Origin of the sequence: Herbihabitans rhizosphaerae, assembly GCF_004216555.1 — a bacterium.
Lineage (GTDB): Bacteria > Actinomycetota > Actinomycetes > Mycobacteriales > Pseudonocardiaceae > Herbihabitans > Herbihabitans rhizosphaerae.
Genome location: NZ_SGWQ01000001.1, coordinates 241,730 through 257,146 on the forward strand (window position 1 = coordinate 241,730; position 15,417 = coordinate 257,146).

Genomic DNA, 15,417 nt, shown 5'->3' on the forward strand with positions numbered 1-15,417 from the left:
GCTGTCGCGGGGCCGGGCTTTCGCCGGTTCGAGCGGGGTCAGCGCACGGTGACGCTGCCGCCGGTGTTCTGCTTGATCCAGTCGGCGTACGCCGGAACGCTGGTGTAGATCGACGGTCCGGTGGCGCAGGTGGAGTCGCCGTTGCCGCTGCGGCTGGTGGCACCGATCAGCGTCCAGCCCTCGCCCTCCTTGGCGACCTGCGGGCCGCCGGAGTCGCCGTAGCACGCGCCCGAGTCACCGTTCGGGTTGTCGGTGCACAGCTCGACGCTGCCGTCGATACCGGTGCACTTGTTGGCGTCGAGCACCTGGGTGTCGAGCTCCTGCAGGTCGTCCGGCGCGGAGCCGCCCGGCTCCGGGGTGGTCTGGCCCCAGCCGATGATGCGCGACTGCGTGCCGGGGTCGGCCTTGCCGGCCATGGCGACCGGCGCGGACTTGGCCGCCGCGGCCAGCTTCACCAGTGCGATGTCGCCGCCAGGGCTGCTGCCGTTGTAGTCCGGGTGCGGAATGATCTCCGCGGACTCGGCCTCCTCGCCACCGCTGGCGTGCTGCAGGCTGCCGATGCGCAGCTGGATCTTGCTCGCGCCCTCGACACAGTGCGCGGCGGTGATCACCCACTCCGGGCTGATCAACGAGCCACCGCAGAAGTGCCTGCCGTTGTTCTGCAGCGACACCATGAACGAGTACGGCTCGGGCGACGGCTTGCCACCGACGATCAGCGGCTTGACCGGTCCCGACTGGTCGGCGGACGCCGGCAGCGCGGCGAGTCCGGCCGCCGCGACGGCCGCGATGGCGACAGCGCCGGCGACCAGTGAACGTGCCCTCATGTTCTGGCTCCCTTCCGAGTCCCACGGGTCTTGGGATGCACGGAAGGTAACCAGCGTCACCTTTCCAGTGACACCCTCAAAAGTAGGAAGGGGCACAGTCGATCGAAGGGGTGACGCTGGGCGCCTGTGCATTCACTCGTCCAGGTGGGCCACCTCACGGAAGGGGCGGCAGCATGTCCTCCCCGGCGGCTGCCGTGCTCCGGTCGAAGTCCACCGAGGAGTACTGCCGCAGCTTGGTGAGCCGGTGATAGCCGTCGATCAGGCGCACCGTGCCGGACTTGGAGCGCATCACAATCGACTGCGTGGTGGCGCCGCCTGCGCGGTAGTGCACCCCGCGCAGCAGGTCACCGTCCGTCACACCGGTCGCGCAGAAGAACACGTTGTCCCCGCTGACCAGGTCGTCCGTACCGAGCACCCGGTCGAGGTCGTGACCGGCGTCGATGGCCTTCTGCCGCTCCTCGTCGTCCTTGGGCCACAGCCGGCCCTGGATCGCGCCGCCCATGCACTTCATCGCGCACGCCGAGATGATCCCCTCCGGCGTGCCGCCGATGCCGAGCAGCATGTCCACGCCGGTGTCCGGGCGGGCGGCGGAGATCGCGCCGGCCACGTCGCCGTCGGAGATGAAGTGGATCCGGGCGCCGGCCTCGCGCACCTCGTGCACCAGGTTGTCGTGGCGCGGGCGGTCCAGAATGCACACCGTGACGTCGGACACGTCGGAGTGCTTGGCCTTGGCCACCCTGCGGATGTTCTCCGCCACCGGCGCGGTCAGGTCGATCACGTCGGCCGCCTCGGGCCCGACCGCGATCTTCTCCATGTAGAACACCGCCGACGGGTCGAACATGGCGCCGCGCTCGGCCACCGCGAGCACGGCGATCGCGTTCGGCATGCCCTTGCTCATCAGCGTGGTTCCGTCGATCGGGTCCACGGCGACGTCGCAGTCGGGGCCGTCGCCGTTGCCGACCTCCTCGCCGTTGTAGAGCATCGGCGCCTCGTCCTTCTCGCCCTCGCCGATCACCACGACGCCGTGCATGGAGACCGTGCCGACGAGCTTGCGCATGGCGTCCACCGCGGCCTGATCGCCGCCGTTCTTGTCGCCGCGGCCGACCCACCGGCCCGCCGCCATCGCGGCCGCCTCGGTGACCCGCACCAGTTCGAGCGCGAGGTTGCGGTCGGGCGCCTCTGGACGGCGTCCGTGTTCCTGCTTCACGCGGTCGGTGCTGGTTGCGGGGTTCGAGGTGGTCATTCTGCCTCCCGATTCGACGGCCGCGGGCCGTCACAACCCGCTCGGGCGATCCTCCCAGATGGTTACCGCGAGGGAGGAATGCCGTGTTACCGCGCCCCGAGCGTCCGGGCGGCGAGTGGCTGCTGGGACGATGGCGGTGTGGCGGAGGAGTCGGACAAGCCCCGGGAGGACCCGGGTTCGGCACGGGCGGCGTCGCCTCGTGCGCGGGCGTCGGTGCGCGACATGATCTTCGCGGTGGCCGTGCTGCTGGTCATGATCGCGGCGATCCTCGGATTCGGGCGCGGCTGCTCGTTCAGCCCCGGCGGGCCGACCGTGGAGCAAAGCAACGCGCCGTCGGTGGACGTGGCGAAGGAACTGCGCGGCGCGGCGGCACGGGTGACCTTCCCGGTGCGCCAGCCGGTGTTCCCGCCGTCGTGGCGGTCCAACGCGGTCAACGTCGGCTCGGCGGCGGCGGACCAGGTGGCGGTCCGGGCCGGGCTGATCACCGACCGGGGTACCTACCTGCGGCTGACCCAGTCACCGGCGACCGTGCCGGAGCTGCTGAAGGCCGAGACGGACCGGGAGGAGAACCGGCCAGCACCGAAAGGCGAGGTCACGGTGTCCGGCACCCGGTGGACGGTGTACCCAGCGCGCAGGGACGAGGTGGCCTGGGTTGTTCCTGTGGACGGCGTCACGGTGCTGATCACCGGGAACGCGGCCGAGGAGGACTTCCGCACGGTCGCCACCGCGTTCCTCGCCGCCGCGCCGATCCCTCGCGGCTGACTCGACGGCGACTGACCTCGGCGACTGACTTGCCGGCGGCGTCACGCCGTGGCGGAGCCGTTCTCCTTCTCGACCGAGGCCAGCGCGGTCTCGACCCGCTCGCGCGCGCCGGCGAGGTGCCGGTCGCACACCCTGGCCAGGGTCTCGCCCCGCTCCCACAGCGCGAGCGACTTCTCCAGGGACAGGCCACCGGCCTCCAGCGCGGCGACCACCTCGGCCAACTCGTCGCGAGCCTGCTCGTAGTCCAACTCGTCGGGTGCGACGGTGTCCCGTCCTGTCCCGTCACTGCTCACGTCGTGCGGCTCCCAACCGTCTTCGGTACACACACCACGGCCGTCGCCACGGCCTGGTCATAGCCTACGAACGCCTCGGCGAAGTCCGCGCCGTCGCGGTCGGCGACCGCCTCCTCGATGCGCGCCTGGGTGCGCGCGACCCGGCGCCGGTGGCGGGCACCCTCGCCGAACCACCAGTCCCGGCCGGCGTAGATCGAGGTGGCCTCGGACAGCTCGCGCAGCCGGGCCAGCAGTGCGTGGCGGCTGACCGAGTCACAGCCGGCGAGCAGTGCGGTCCAGCAATCGGCTGCGGCGGAGTTGGCTGCCTCGGCGCTGCGTAAGACGGCGGAGGCCGGCTGCCGGCCGGCCGCTCGAGTGGCCTCGTCCGCCGTCACGGACAGGGTCAACGGAAGAAATTTCGGTTCATACCCCAGCCTCACCGCCGCTACCTCCGCTCACCGGTGCCGCACGCTCGGGATCGCCGGACACCACGGCGTGCAGCGCACCGTCGACGAGCCGGACCCTCAACCGGGTGCCGTCGGTGACCTGGTCGACCGAGCGCAGCACCGACGGCGCGTCACCGTGGGAGCCGTCGCCGTCATGGTCGCCGAGGTCGAGCAGCTGGACAACCGCGTATCCGCGGGTCAGCGTGGCGGCTGGTCCGAGCGTCGTCAAGCGGGCTTTCGTCGAATGCAACGCGGTGTGCCTGCCGGACAGGTCGGTGAGTACCGCTCGGCGCGCCCGCTCGACCAGTAGGCGCACCGCCTCCGCGTGCCGGTCCAATGGTCGGAGTGGATCTGCCAGTACGGGCCGGCTGCGCAGCGAGTCGAGCAGCCTGCGCTCCCGATCGACCCAGCCGTGCAGCGCCCGCCGCGCGCGGTCACGCAGCTGCGTCACCCGGCGAGCCTCCTCGCCGACGTCGGGCACCACCCGCTTGCCGGCGTCGGTCGGTGTGGAGCAGCGGACGTCGGCGACGTGGTCGAGCAGCGGGCTGTCCGGCTCGTGGCCGATCGCGCTCACCACGGGCGTGCGGCAGCTCGAGACGGCCCGGCACAGCGCCTCGTCGGAGAACGGGAGCAGGTCCTCGACGCTGCCGCCGCCGCGCGCGATGACGATCACGTCCACCTCGGCGTCCCGGTCAAGGGCGGACAGCGCCTCGATCATCTGCTGCACGGCGAGGCCGCCCTGCGTCGCGACGTTCTCCACGCGGAACCGCACGGCCGGCCAGCGTGCCCGCGCGTTGGCGAGCACGTCGCGCTCGGCCGCCGACGCCCGGCCGGTGATCAGCCCGACGGTGCGCGGGAGGAACGGCGGCCTGCGCTTGCGCGCCGGGTCGAACATGCCCTCGGCGGCCAGCAACCGGCGCAGTCGCTCGATCCGCGCGAGCAGCTCGCCGATGCCGACGGCGCGGATCTCGTCGGCACGCAGGCTGAGCGTCCCCCGGTTGAGGAAGAAGGTCGGCCGGGCGTGCACGACGATCCGCATGCCGTCTGTCAGTGGTGTCGGCTGGTTCCGGATGAGCGTGCTGGGGCACGTCACCGTGACCGACACGTCGGCGGCGGGATCGCGCAGCGTGATGAACGCGGTCTGCGTGCCGGGGCGCACGCTGAGCTGCGTGACCTGTCCCTCGACCCACACCGTGCCGAGGCGGCTGATCCAGTCGGCGATCTTCCTGGCCACGGTGCGGACCGGCCACGGCTCCTCCTCGCTGGTCGGCGGAGGGCCTGTCGTACCTCCCGTCATGCCTGGTCGCGGACCGTGGCGATGCGGCGGGTCAGCATCCCGACGAAGGACGGACGGTCGGCGTTGGACCGCTCGTGGTCGAGCAGCTCCTCGAGCTGCTCGGGGGTGAACGTGCGCAGCCGGGCGCGCAGCTGCGGCAGCGACAGCTCGTCGTAGTTGGCCAGCCACTCGGGCGCGGCACGTCCACCGTCCCCGTCGCGTCCACCGTCCACCGCTGGCTCGCCATCACCGAAGTCGACCCCGTCGCTGACAGTCGCGGCCGCGTCCTCGATCTCGGCCCTGTCGTCGGCCTCGATGTCCGCCGCGGCGGTCTCCTCGACGAGTGCCCGCTCCTCGAGTGCCCACGGGTCCGGCTCGCTGGAGCCGTTGCCCGCCGAGTGCTCCCAGCTCTCCGGCTCGGACGTCTGGGAGAAGCGACTCGGCCGGGAGCCGTTGACCGTGCCCGAACGGCTGACGTCGTACTCGGCGTCGTCGAGGTCCTCGTCGAAGGTCGCCCACGACGGGTTCTCCTCGACCGGGCGCAGGCCGGAGAGCGTCTCGTCACCCTTGATCGCCAGCTCGGTCACGTGCTGCTGGACGCGCATGGACATCTGCAGAGCCTGACTCGCGACCGTCACCGGGAAACCGGCGATCTTGGTCGGCAGGTCCTTGGCTTGCTCGACCGCGGTGGCCGCCAAACCCGCGGCGACTCGCAGAGGCAGGGGCAGTGGCTTCATGTGCTCAGTCTCCTTGAGGCGCCGCCGTCTGCACAGCCGGGTTGACGGATCTATCACCGCCAATCGTGCTGCTGGCCACTCGTGGTCGGGTGCGAACGCCCGACGCCCGTACCCTGGAGCCATGAGTGCTTCGACTCCGGCCGCCGACCAGCCGACCGTCGACCAGGTGGACGCCACCAACGGCAAGCGGGTGCTGCTCGCCAAGCCCCGCGGCTACTGCGCCGGCGTGGACCGCGCGGTGGTGACCGTGGAGAAAGCCCTGGAGACCTACGGCCCACCGGTGTACGTGCGCAAGGAGATCGTGCACAACCGGCACGTGGTCGACTCGCTGCGCGAGCGCGGCGCGATCTTCGTCGACGAGGCGGACGAGGTGCCGGAGGGCGCGCTGGTGGTCTTCTCCGCGCACGGCGTCTCGCCGGCCGTGCACGAGCAGGCCTCCGAACGGAACCTGCGCACGATCGACGCCACCTGCCCGCTGGTGACCAAGGTCCACCAGGAGGCCAAGCGCTTCGCGCGGGAGGACTACGACATCCTGCTGATCGGCCACGAGGGCCACGAGGAGGTCGAGGGCACCGCCGGCGAGGCTCCCGAGCACATCCAGCTGGTCGACGGCCCCGAGGACGTCGACAAGGTGTCCGTCCGCGACCCGTCCAAGGTCATCTGGCTGTCCCAGACGACCCTCTCGGTCGACGAGACCATGGATCGGGTCGACCAGCTCCGCGAGCGCTTCCCCGCGTTGCAGAGCCCGCCCAGCGACGACATCTGCTACGCGACGCAGAACCGCCAGGTGGCCGTGAAGGCGATGGCCGCCGAGTGTGATCTGGTCCTGGTCGTCGGCTCGCAGAACTCGTCGAACTCCAAGCGGCTGGTCGAGGTGGCGCTGCAGGCCGGCTCGAAGGCCTCCCACCTGATCGACTTCGCCAAGGAGATCGACGAGGAGTGGCTGACCGACGTGGTGACCGTGGGTGTCACCAGCGGCGCCTCCGTGCCCGACATCCTGGTCATGGACGTGCTCGCGTGGCTTGCCGAGCGAGGCTGGGCCGAGGTGCAGGAGGTCACCACGGCCAACGAGAAGATCGCCTTCGCCCTGCCGAGGGAGCTTCGCCGCGACCTGCCCAAGACCGGCTCCTGATCACGCGAACGATCACACGATCCTGATCCAGCGCCGCGCGATCAGCGGTACTCGCCGCCACGGGGCCGGCGCGGCGGAGACTGCCGCCCGCGACCACGTCCGGCCGGGCCCTGGTCGTCACGAGCAGGCCGACCACCGGCTTGGCCACCGGCACCGCCACGCCGCGGCGGGTTGGCCGGACCGCCGCGCTCGTCCCGGTCGGGCGCGCCACGCCCCCGCGGACCGCCCGAACGAGGTTCGCCCTGCGGTGGACGCCCGCCACCACCCCGCTGCCGAGGTGGACGGTCGCCGTCCTCGTCCGGTCGCGTGGCCACCTTGCGGGTCCGCTCCTCGGCCGCCCGGTTGCGGGCCACCACGGCCGGGTCACGCTGCAGATACAGGCGGAGGACGCCGATCAGGATCGTCGCGCCGGTGGTGATCGCCATGGTCGGGAAGCCGTTGATCAGCGGCGTCCCCAGCGTGAGCACCTTCGAGAACAGGCTGTTCCCGATGGGTGCGCCCGAGGCCAGGTAGACCACCGTCGGCACGGTCAACGCCAGGATCAGCGGCGGCTGCACCATCGGCCCGAACAGGCTTCGCCGCCGGACCCAGCACACGGCCGCGACGCAGCCGACGAAGTAGGCACCCTGGAAGACCGGGCTCAGCTTGTTTTGCCGCACCATGTCGATGGCGGCAGCGGCGGCGGTGACGCCGAGCGCGAGCAGCACGGCGGCCCACCAGGTCAGCCCGCGGAACGTCCCGAAGATCGGGCGCTCGTCCCACGCGGTTGCTGGTGCGTGCTCGGTGTCAGGATCGCTCTGGCGATCGCGGGTCGCGGTCACTCCAACACGTTAGCCCGTCGCCGCCGCGCCGTTGCCGCCGTTCACCAAACCAGGGGTTCGTCCGGCCGGTGCTGTGACCTGTCGCACGCCGGCTGTCATGTGGCCCGTTGCCCGTCACTGTGGAGTTGTGGTGGCAGCTACTCGACGACCACCTCCTGCCCGTGACCGTTCACCGTCGGGTCGTCGGCGCGCCGAATCGAGGCGAGTTGGCTCGGACTGCCGGACGCCTCGGTCAGCGGGGCGACCGAGGCCCGGAACCGCTCGAGCGCCTCGATCTCGCGCCTGCGGGCGGACAGGAACCGCTGCAGGTGGGTGCCGGAGAGGTTCACCGCGTCGACCGCGTTGCCCGCACAGCGGTGCGCCGCGGCCGCCTGTGCACGCACCGACTCGACGTCCTCGGCGAGCGCGCGCTCGGTCGCCGCGAATAGCGCCGCCGCGGCGATGACACCGAAACCCGTTGGCCCGCAGAGGAAAACCCGACGGTCGAGCAGCCACCGCAACAGGTCGGGATCGGTGTCCATCGCGGCGACCACGGCCGCGTCCGACGGCACGAACATGATCGTCCCGTAGATGGCATCCGCCCACCGCTCATAGCCCTTGCCCGCGAGCTCGGCCGCCCTGGAGCGAATGTTGCGGACGTGCACCCGCAGCGCGTCCAGCCGCTCGTCCTCATCGTCGGTCTCGACCGCTTCCGTCCAGCAGACCATGCTCATCTTCGCGTCGACCGGGACTCTGCGACCGTCACCGACCAGCAGCACCATGTCCGGCCGCGCGGCGCCTCCCCCGGCCAGGTCCGCCTGCAGCAGATAGTGCGGCCCCTCGCGGAGGCCCAGCGCCCGCGCGGTCTCCACCAACACCTGCTCGCCCAGCTCACCGCGGCCGCTGATGGACGCGAACGCGACCTCGTAGCGACGCAGCGCCTGCTGCTGCGCGTCCACTCGCGAACGCTCCGCGCGCACCAGCTCCATCGCCGCGTCCGCCCGGCGCACGCTGTCCCGATACAGCCGCCACACCAGGGCGATCGCCAACGCGAGAAGCACTGCCACGACGACCCCGGCGGTACCGACCACGACGCTCACACGGACCTCCTCCCGACCTCACCACCCGGCGTCCGCCGGGCTCGCTATCGATCATTACCCGCCGCACCGACAGAAATCACTGTCGAACACACGTTCGAGTGAACCACGGCGTGCCTCCCACGATTCATCGCCATTCGGCCGTAACTTGGCGGCATGCGATTGCTGCACACATCCGACTGGCACGTGGGACGGACGTTCCACGGCCGCGACCTGCTCGCCGAGCAGGAGTCGGTGCTGGGCGGGCTCGCCGATCTCGTCGCCGACGCGGGCGTGGACACCGTCGTGGTGGCCGGCGACATCTACGACCGCGCGGTGCCGGCGGCCGAGGCGGTCCAGGTGTGCACGCGCGTGCTCGCGCGGATCAGAGCGGCCGGCGCGGAGATCGTGATCACCCCGGGCAACCACGACTCGGCCGCGCGCCTCGGCGCGTTCAGTGACTTCGCGGCCGCTGGCGGGCTCCACCTCCGCACTCGCACCGCGGAGTTGGACCGGCCCGTGGTGCTCCACGACGAGCACGGACCCGTCGCCCTGTACGGGATTCCGTATCTCGAACCGGAGCCGGCGCGGCACGCCCTGGCCGTACCGGACGCGAAGGGGCACGCCGGCGTACTCACCGAGGCGATGCGGCGGGTGCGCGCTGATCTCGCCGAGCGCGCGGGTGGAACCAGGTCGGTCGTGCTCGCGCACGCGTTCGTGACCGGCGGCGCCGCGTGCGACTCCGAGCGCACGATCGCGGTCGGCGGCGTCGAGCACGTACCGCTGTCGGTGTTCGACGGGGTCGACTATGTGGCGCTGGGTCACCTGCACGGGCCGCAGCGCCTCGCCGAGCACGTCCGCTATTCGGGCAGCCCGCTGGCGTACTCGTTCTCCGAGGTGAACCACCACAAGTCGGTGTGGCTGGTCGATCTGGACGCCGACGGGCTGGGCGCCGTCGAGCGGCACGAACTGCCGGTGCCGCGTCGCCTGGCCACCCTGCGCGGCCGGCTCGACGATCTGCTGCTCGACGGCGAACACGAGCGTCTCGTCGACCACTACCTGTCCGTCGAGTTGACCGACCCGGTTCGGCCGACCGATCCCCTGCGCCGGTTGCAGGAGCGCTTCCCGCACGCGGTCCACCTGGTGTGGTCGCCGGAGTCCACGGCGCCGCGGCTGAAATACACCGAGGCCGTACGCGGGCGCTCCGACCAGGAGATGGCGCACGACTTCGTGGCTGACTGCCGGGGTGAGGCGCCCTCCAAGCGGGAGCGGAGGCTGCTCGACGAGGCGCTCGTCGCCGTGGGCAGGGAGGAGGGCTGATGCGCCTGCACCGCCTCGAGCTCACCGCCTTCGGCCCGTACGCCCACCGCGAGGTGGTCGACTTCGATGACGTCGGCGCGGACGGGCTGTTCCTGCTGCACGGCGATACCGGCGCCGGCAAGACGAGCCTGCTCGACGCGGTGGCGTTCGCGTTGTTCGGCGCGGTCCCCGGTGTGCGCGACGAGGCGAAACGGCTGCGCTGCGACTACGCCGACCCGGACACCCCGACCGAGGTCGTGCTCGAGCTGACCGTGCAGGGGCAGCGGCTGCGGGTGATGCGGCGTCCCGAGTACCTGCGGCTCAAACGGCGCGGCAACGGCACGACGAAGCAGCCGACCAAGGCCTCGCTCACCTGGATCGGGTCCGTCCCAAGTGGACAGCCACCGGACGGGATCACCCGGGTCGACGAGGTCGGGCTGACCGTGCAGCGCTTGCTCGGCATGAACAAGGAGCAGTTCTTCCAGGTCGTTCTGCTGCCGCAGGGCGAGTTCGCGCGCTTCCTCCGCGCGGACACGGCCGAACGGGAGAAGCTGCTGGAGCGGCTATTCGGCACCGAGCGGTTCGCCGACGTCGAGCACTGGTTCCGAGAGCGGCGCCAGAAACGCGGCCGGGTGGTCGAGGCGGGCAAGCACCGCGTTCGGGAGCTCGTCGCGCGGGTGGCGCAGGCGGCGGACGAGGAGCCTCCGGAGGATCACGACGCCGCCGACAAGGAATGGCTCAGCTCGCTGATCAAGCAGCTCGACGAGAACGCCGGTGAGGCCGGCCAGCGGTCGGTGGCCACCGCGGCGGCCCGCGACGCGGCGGTCGCCGAGTTGGCCGAGACACGAGCACTGGCCGACCGGGTGCGCCGGGTCCGGGCGGCACAGGCAATGCTCGAACGATGCGAATCCCTTGAACCGGAACGGAAGGCGTGGCTTCGCGAGCGGGACGCGGCGCGCCGGGCGGCGCCGTTGATCACCGCCTACCGCGCGCTGGAGCGCCTGGACGACGAGTGCCGCGAGTTGACGAAGCGCCGCGACGGGGCGCGCCGTGCGGTCGCGACTCTCGGCGGACCCGACGACACCGAGGTGGCGGCCCTCCGCACGCACGCGGAAGGGTTGCGCGAAGAGGCCGGCGGTCTCGCCCAGTTGGCGGCGGACGCGGAGCAGCAGCGCCGAGATCACGAGCGGATCGAGCGGCTGTCCGCGATGATCACGCGGGCCGAGGGACGGGCGAGTACGGCCGCCGACAAGCTCGAAGCGTTGCCGGACCGGTTGACCGCACTCCGCACGGCGGTGGAGTCGTCCAGCACGGCGGCGGCCCGGCTCGACGGCCTCACCGCGGCTCGCGACGACCTGACGCGTCTACACAGGGCGGCCGGCGAACTGCCGGACGCGCGCGCCGCATTGGTCACCGCCGAGGACCAACTCCGCGATGCGGTGGACACACACCAGCAGGCACGGGAACGCCTGCTGGAGGTGCGCCGGCTGCGCCTGGACGGCATGGCCGCCGAGCTGGCCAGCCAGCTCGCCGACGGGCAGACGTGCCCGGTGTGCGGCTCTGCCGAGCACCCGGCTCCGGCGGAGTCCACCGACGACAACGTCACCGCTGAGCACGAGAAACTGTTGCAGCACAAGGAGAGCGCGGCACAAGAGCACCGCATCGCCGCCGAGCAGGCCGCGCAGCGCGCACGCGGCACGGTCGACGGCCTACTGCGCCTGCTGGACGGCCACGAGATCGACAAGCTGCCCGACCTGCTGGCCGCGGCCGACCAGGAGCGACACGCCGCGGAGGTCGAGGCCGAGCGGGCGGAGCGCTGCCGCGCCGAGCTCGCCGACGCCGAACGCCAGGCGGAACGGCTGACACAGGAGCGCACGGATATCGAGGCGGAGCTGGCCACGTTGCGGGCCGAGCACGGCACCGTGGTCAACACGATGGCCGCCCGCGCGGCCCGCCTCGACGAGGCCCGCGGCGATCACCCCGACGTGCTCGCGCGGCGGGCGCACCTGGTCGACCTGGCCGACAAGCTGGCCGACCTGGCCACGCTCACCCATGGGCTCGCGGACCATCAGCGCCGGGCCGACGAGCAACGAGCGGAGCTGGCCACGGCGGCGAGCGACGCTGGGTTCACCAGCGCCAAGAAGGCCGTCACCGCGGCCAGGACCGACGAGCAGATCGCCGAGCTCGACCAGCGGATCGCCGAGCTGGAGACCGAGCGTGGCACCGCGCACACGATCCTCGCCGATCCTGAACTGTTCGGCATCCACGCCGATACCGAGGTCGATCTCACCACGCTCGAGTCCACAGTGGACAGCCGAAGCCGCGAAGCCGAGCGGGCGGCGAACGAACTGCACGCACTCCGGGAGTCGGCGGCACGGGTCGAGGCGCTCGCCGAACGGCTGCGCCGCGCCTGGGACGAGCTCGCTCCGATCGAGGACGCATTCGCTGAACTGGCCGCGCTCACCGACGTGGTGAACGGTCGCGGTCAGAACTCCAGGCGCATGTCGTTGCGCTCCTACGTGCTGGCGGCGCGGCTGGAGGAGGTCGTCGTCGCGGCGACCTCGCGGCTGCGCCGGATGAGCCAGGACCGCTATTCGTTCGTGCACTCCGACGCCGCGGGAGCACGCGGCACCCGAGGTGGGCTCGGCATCGACGTGCTCGACGACTACTCCGGCACGGTCCGGCCCGCGAAGACGCTGTCTGGCGGTGAGTCGTTCCTCGCGTCACTGTCGCTGGCGCTCGGGCTCGCCGACGTGGTGGCGGCCGAGACGGGCGGCGCGTTGCTCGACACGCTGTTCGTGGACGAGGGGTTCGGCATGTTGGACGCCGACACGCTGGACGTCGTGATGGACACGCTCGACGAACTGCGGGCCGGCGGGCGAACCGTGGGCCTGGTGTCCCACGTGGAGGAACTGCGTCAGCGCATCCCGGTCCAGCTGCGAGTGCACAAGTCGCGCTCGGGCTCGACGCTCGAACTGACCTCGGCGATCACCGAGGCGGCGTAGCCGTACACCGAGTTCAGTTCAACTCCTTGCCGAACCAGCGTTCGGTGTACGGACCGGAGCTGAACGCCGGCACCTCGGCGAACCCGTGACAGCGATAGAGGGCGTGCGAGGCCACCAGATCGTGCCGGGTGTCCAGCCGCAACCGACTGATCCCGCAAGCCCGAGCGTGCCGTTCCAGTGCGATCAGCACGGCCGAGCCACCACCCAGCCGTCGATGGCTCGACCGTACGAACATCCGCTTCACCTCGGCGATCTCCGAGCTGACGAACCGCAGGCCCCCGCACCCGGCGACCTTTCCGTCGTGGCGCGCCACCACGAGCAGCCCAGTCGGCGGCGCGAGGTCGTCGCTGGTGTCCTCCGCCATGTGCGCGTCGACCACCTCGTCGGTCGGCTCCGCGAGACCGTAGCTCCCGATCACATCGGCCATGTACGCGCGCAGCACGGCTACCGCGTCCGGGTGGTCGATCGACGTGGAGGTCACGGTCCAACTGCCGAGAACGGTGACGGTCATGAGGCCATTCTCACCAGGCAGGCAACCGATTTCAGGGTGCCTCGTGATCGAGCAGCCAGCGCTTGACCGGAAGGCCCCAGCGGAACCCGCCGAGCGCCCCGCCAACCCGGACGATCCGGTGGCACGGCACGAAGAGCGCTGCCGCGTTGCGCGCGCACGCCGACGCGGCCGCCCGGATCGCCGCTGGCCGACCGGCCAACTCGGCGTACTCGGTGTAGGTGATCGGCTCGCCGGCTCGCACGGTCCGCAGCACGTCCCACGCGTGCTCCAGGAACTCGCCTGACGCCTGGCGCACCGGGATGTCGTCGATCACCGCCAGGTCGCCGTCGTGGTAGGCCTGCACCGCCTTGGTGACCACACCCAGGTCGGGTCGCGGCATCACTTGGGACGGCCGCACGCTTGGCGAGACCACCGGCAGCAGATCGTCCACAGTGGACGTCCAGCCGGAGGCGAGTACCACGCCTTCCGCGTCGGCGACCGCGGTGAACGGTCCGATCGGGGTGTCCACAGTGGACGAATATGCCTCGGTCATGTCGTGCTCCTGTTCTCTTCGTTGTCGGCGCGCCGGACTCCGGCGAAGCGCCACAAGTGCATGCCCGCGTAGGACCGCCACGGTTGCCACGCGGCGCCACGCGATTCCAAGGAGTCCACAGTGGACTCCAGCCCGAGCGCGCCCGCTCCGTTGCGCAGCGCGAGGTCCTGGGTGAGCAGTACGTCGGGTGCGCCGAGTACCCGCATCGCGACGTACCCGGAGGTCCACGGCCCGACGCCGGGGAATTCCTCCAGCCGCGCACGGAGCTCACCCGGCTCCATGCCGACGTGCACCTCCAGCGAGCCGTCCGCCAGCGCCGAGCACACCGACACGATCGTCGTGATCCGCCGGCGCGGGCCGGTCAGCACGTCGAACCCTCGCTCCGCGATAGCCGCGGGCGTCGGGAACAGCGTCGTCAGGTCACCGTCCGGTGTGGACAGCGGCTCACCGAGCGAGGTGCTCAACGTGGCGGCGGCGGTGCGCGCGGCGGCGACCGACACCTGCTGGCCGAGCAGCGCGCGCACGATCAACTCGCCGGCGTCGACGCTGCCCGGAACCCGGATCCCGGGAACCGCCGCCACCGAGGGCGCCAGCACCGGGTCGGCGCCGAGCACCTCGTCCACCGCGACCGGATCGGCGTCCAGATCGAGCAGCCGCCGAAGCCGGGTCACCGCGCTGCCGAGGTCACGCATGTCGGTCAGCCTCAGCGCGCACTCCACGTACTCGTCCCCCGGGCGCAATCGCGCGGTGGCCGCTCCGTGCGGCAGCCGCAGCGTGCGCGCGTACTCACCGTCCACAATGGACTCCACGCCGGGGATCATCCGGGTACCGAGGAATCCGAGCACGCCGGCCGCGTCGAACGGCGAACGGAACGGCAGCCGCAGCACTACCCGACCCGGCGCCGGCGGGCCTGACAGCGCCCGCCGCTTGGCAGCCATCCGCAGGTCGGTCGGCGACGCCGCGAACACGGCGCGGATCGTGTCGTTGAACTGGCGCACGCTGGCGAATCCGGCCGCGAACGCGGCATCGGCGAACGACAGCGCGGTCGTCTCGATCAGCAGCCGCGCCGAGTGCGCCCGATGCGCCCGGGCGAGCGCCAGCGGGCCGGCGCCGAGTTCCGCGGTGAGCACGCGGGACAGTTGGCGCTCGGAGTACCCGACCCGCCGCGCCAGCCCGCCGACGCCCTCGCGCTCCACGACTCCGTCGGAGATCAGCCGCATCGCGCGACCGGCGAGGTCGGCACGCACGTTCCACTCCGGCGAGCCCGGCACGGCGTCCGGCAGGCAGCGGCGGCACGCGCGGTAGCCGGCGTGCTGCGCGGCGGCAGCGGTCGGATAGAATTCCACGTTGCGGCGCTTCGGCTTGATCGCCGGGCAGGACGGCCGGCAGTAGATCCCGGTCGTCCGCACGGCCAGGATGAACTGGCCGTCGAACCGGGCATCGCGGGACACCGCGGCTCGATACTTGAGGTCTTCGTCGATGAGCACGAAACCCATCGTGCC

The 15,417-nt window shown here is 71.5% G+C and carries 15 protein-coding genes; 4 read left to right on the forward strand and 11 right to left on the reverse strand.

The genetic code is table 11. The annotated features are described in order from the left end of the window. Positions 1-38 precede the first annotated feature (38 nt). Together EV193_RS01285 and glpX are read right to left on the reverse strand one after the other, a co-directional pair. Positions 39-824, reverse strand: a complete 786-nt coding sequence (locus EV193_RS01285) for a S1 family peptidase (protein WP_130342076.1) — start codon at positions 822-824, stop codon at positions 39-41. 154 nt (positions 825-978) lie between these two features. After that, on the reverse strand, positions 979-2,067 hold the full coding sequence (gene glpX, locus EV193_RS01290) for a class II fructose-bisphosphatase (RefSeq protein WP_130342077.1): 1,089 nt from the start codon (positions 2,065-2,067) through the stop codon (positions 979-981). A 138-nt stretch (positions 2,068-2,205) separates the two neighbouring features. Here glpX and EV193_RS01295 point away from each other — a divergent pair, with 138 nt between their 5' ends. Beyond that, the gene (locus tag EV193_RS01295; protein ID WP_165401167.1) at positions 2,206-2,829 is read left to right on the forward strand and encodes a DUF4245 domain-containing protein; all 624 of its coding nucleotides are present in this window, start codon (positions 2,206-2,208) and stop codon (positions 2,827-2,829) included. Between the two features lie 41 nt (positions 2,830-2,870). On the opposite strand, the gene EV193_RS01300 is transcribed toward EV193_RS01295, so the two are convergent. The 4 genes from EV193_RS01300 to EV193_RS01315 are packed head-to-tail and all read right to left on the reverse strand — an operon-like array spanning position 2,871 to position 5,560. Next, a complete protein-coding gene (locus EV193_RS01300) occupies positions 2,871-3,122 on the reverse strand; it encodes an exodeoxyribonuclease VII small subunit (protein ID WP_130342079.1) in 252 nt (83 codons plus the stop codon). After that, complete coding sequence (locus EV193_RS01305; RefSeq protein WP_130342080.1) at positions 3,119-3,508, reverse strand: sugar ABC transporter substrate-binding protein; 390 nt, start codon at positions 3,506-3,508, stop codon at positions 3,119-3,121. The genes EV193_RS01300 and EV193_RS01305 overlap by 4 nt, the downstream gene beginning before the upstream one ends. Before the next feature lie 16 nt (positions 3,509-3,524). Then, a complete protein-coding gene (xseA, locus tag EV193_RS01310) occupies positions 3,525-4,844 on the reverse strand; it encodes an exodeoxyribonuclease VII large subunit (protein ID WP_130342081.1) in 1,320 nt (439 codons plus the stop codon). Then, entirely contained in the window at positions 4,841-5,560 is a 720-nt protein-coding gene (locus EV193_RS01315) for a lipid droplet-associated protein (RefSeq protein ID WP_130342082.1), read from the reverse strand. Before EV193_RS01315 ends, xseA begins: the two co-directional genes overlap by 4 nt. A gap of 121 nt (positions 5,561-5,681) precedes the next feature. Between EV193_RS01315 and EV193_RS01320 the strand changes: the two genes are divergently transcribed. Further along, entirely contained in the window at positions 5,682-6,692 is a 1,011-nt protein-coding gene (locus EV193_RS01320) for a 4-hydroxy-3-methylbut-2-enyl diphosphate reductase (protein ID WP_130342083.1), read from the forward strand. A gap of 41 nt (positions 6,693-6,733) precedes the next feature. Here EV193_RS01320 and EV193_RS01325 read toward each other — a convergent pair whose 3' ends face one another. Further along, positions 6,734-7,513: a DUF6542 domain-containing protein gene (locus tag EV193_RS01325; RefSeq protein WP_130342084.1), complete on the reverse strand. Its 780-nt coding sequence runs from the start codon at positions 7,511-7,513 to the stop codon at positions 6,734-6,736. A gap of 137 nt (positions 7,514-7,650) precedes the next feature. Next, entirely contained in the window at positions 7,651-8,592 is a 942-nt protein-coding gene (rmuC, locus tag EV193_RS01330) for a DNA recombination protein RmuC (RefSeq protein ID WP_130342085.1), read from the reverse strand. A 153-nt stretch (positions 8,593-8,745) separates the two neighbouring features. On the opposite strand from rmuC, the gene EV193_RS01335 reads away from it, so the two are divergent. Further along, a complete protein-coding gene (locus EV193_RS01335) occupies positions 8,746-9,888 on the forward strand; it encodes a metallophosphoesterase family protein (RefSeq protein ID WP_130342086.1) in 1,143 nt (380 codons plus the stop codon). Next, a complete protein-coding gene (locus EV193_RS01340) occupies positions 9,888-12,872 on the forward strand; it encodes an AAA family ATPase (RefSeq protein ID WP_130342087.1) in 2,985 nt (994 codons plus the stop codon). Before EV193_RS01335 ends, EV193_RS01340 begins: the two co-directional genes overlap by 1 nt. 13 nt (positions 12,873-12,885) lie before the next feature. On the opposite strand, the gene EV193_RS01345 is transcribed toward EV193_RS01340, so the two are convergent. Genes EV193_RS01345 through EV193_RS01355 form a run of 3 tightly spaced genes read right to left on the reverse strand, consistent with a single transcriptional unit; the run spans position 12,886 to position 15,411 of the window. Continuing rightward, positions 12,886-13,383, reverse strand: a complete 498-nt coding sequence (locus tag EV193_RS01345) for a GNAT family N-acetyltransferase (protein ID WP_130342088.1) — start codon at positions 13,381-13,383, stop codon at positions 12,886-12,888. Between the two features lie 31 nt (positions 13,384-13,414). Continuing rightward, positions 13,415-13,915, reverse strand: a complete 501-nt coding sequence (locus EV193_RS01350) for a methylated-DNA--[protein]-cysteine S-methyltransferase (protein WP_130342089.1) — start codon at positions 13,913-13,915, stop codon at positions 13,415-13,417. Then, positions 13,912-15,411 carry an AlkA N-terminal domain-containing protein gene (locus tag EV193_RS01355; RefSeq protein WP_130342835.1) on the reverse strand — a complete coding sequence of 500 codons (1,500 nt, stop codon included), beginning with the start codon at positions 15,409-15,411 and terminating at the stop codon, positions 13,912-13,914. Before EV193_RS01355 ends, EV193_RS01350 begins: the two co-directional genes overlap by 4 nt. Positions 15,412-15,417 lie beyond the last annotated feature (6 nt).

Bases quoted from the DNA above. Each gene is read 5' to 3' on its own strand.
- EV193_RS01345 (WP_130342088.1), bottom strand. From the start codon at position 13,383: ATGACCGTCACCGTTCTCGGCAGTTGGACCGTGACCTCCACGTCGATC.
- EV193_RS01335 (WP_130342086.1), top strand. From the start codon at position 8,746: ATGCGATTGCTGCACACATCCGACTGGCACGTGGGACGGACGTTCCAC.
- EV193_RS01285 (WP_130342076.1), bottom strand. From the start codon at position 824: ATGAGGGCACGTTCACTGGTCGCCGGCGCTGTCGCCATCGCGGCCGTC.
- EV193_RS01355 (WP_130342835.1), bottom strand. From the start codon at position 15,411: ATGGGTTTCGTGCTCATCGACGAAGACCTCAAGTATCGAGCCGCGGTG.
- EV193_RS01350 (WP_130342089.1), bottom strand. From the start codon at position 13,915: ATGACCGAGGCATATTCGTCCACTGTGGACACCCCGATCGGACCGTTC.
- xseA (WP_130342081.1), bottom strand. From the start codon at position 4,844: ATGACGGGAGGTACGACAGGCCCTCCGCCGACCAGCGAGGAGGAGCCG.
- EV193_RS01320 (WP_130342083.1), top strand. From the start codon at position 5,682: ATGAGTGCTTCGACTCCGGCCGCCGACCAGCCGACCGTCGACCAGGTG.
- glpX (WP_130342077.1), bottom strand. From the start codon at position 2,067: ATGACCACCTCGAACCCCGCAACCAGCACCGACCGCGTGAAGCAGGAA.
- EV193_RS01340 (WP_130342087.1), top strand. From the start codon at position 9,888: ATGCGCCTGCACCGCCTCGAGCTCACCGCCTTCGGCCCGTACGCCCAC.
- EV193_RS01315 (WP_130342082.1), bottom strand. From the start codon at position 5,560: ATGAAGCCACTGCCCCTGCCTCTGCGAGTCGCCGCGGGTTTGGCGGCC.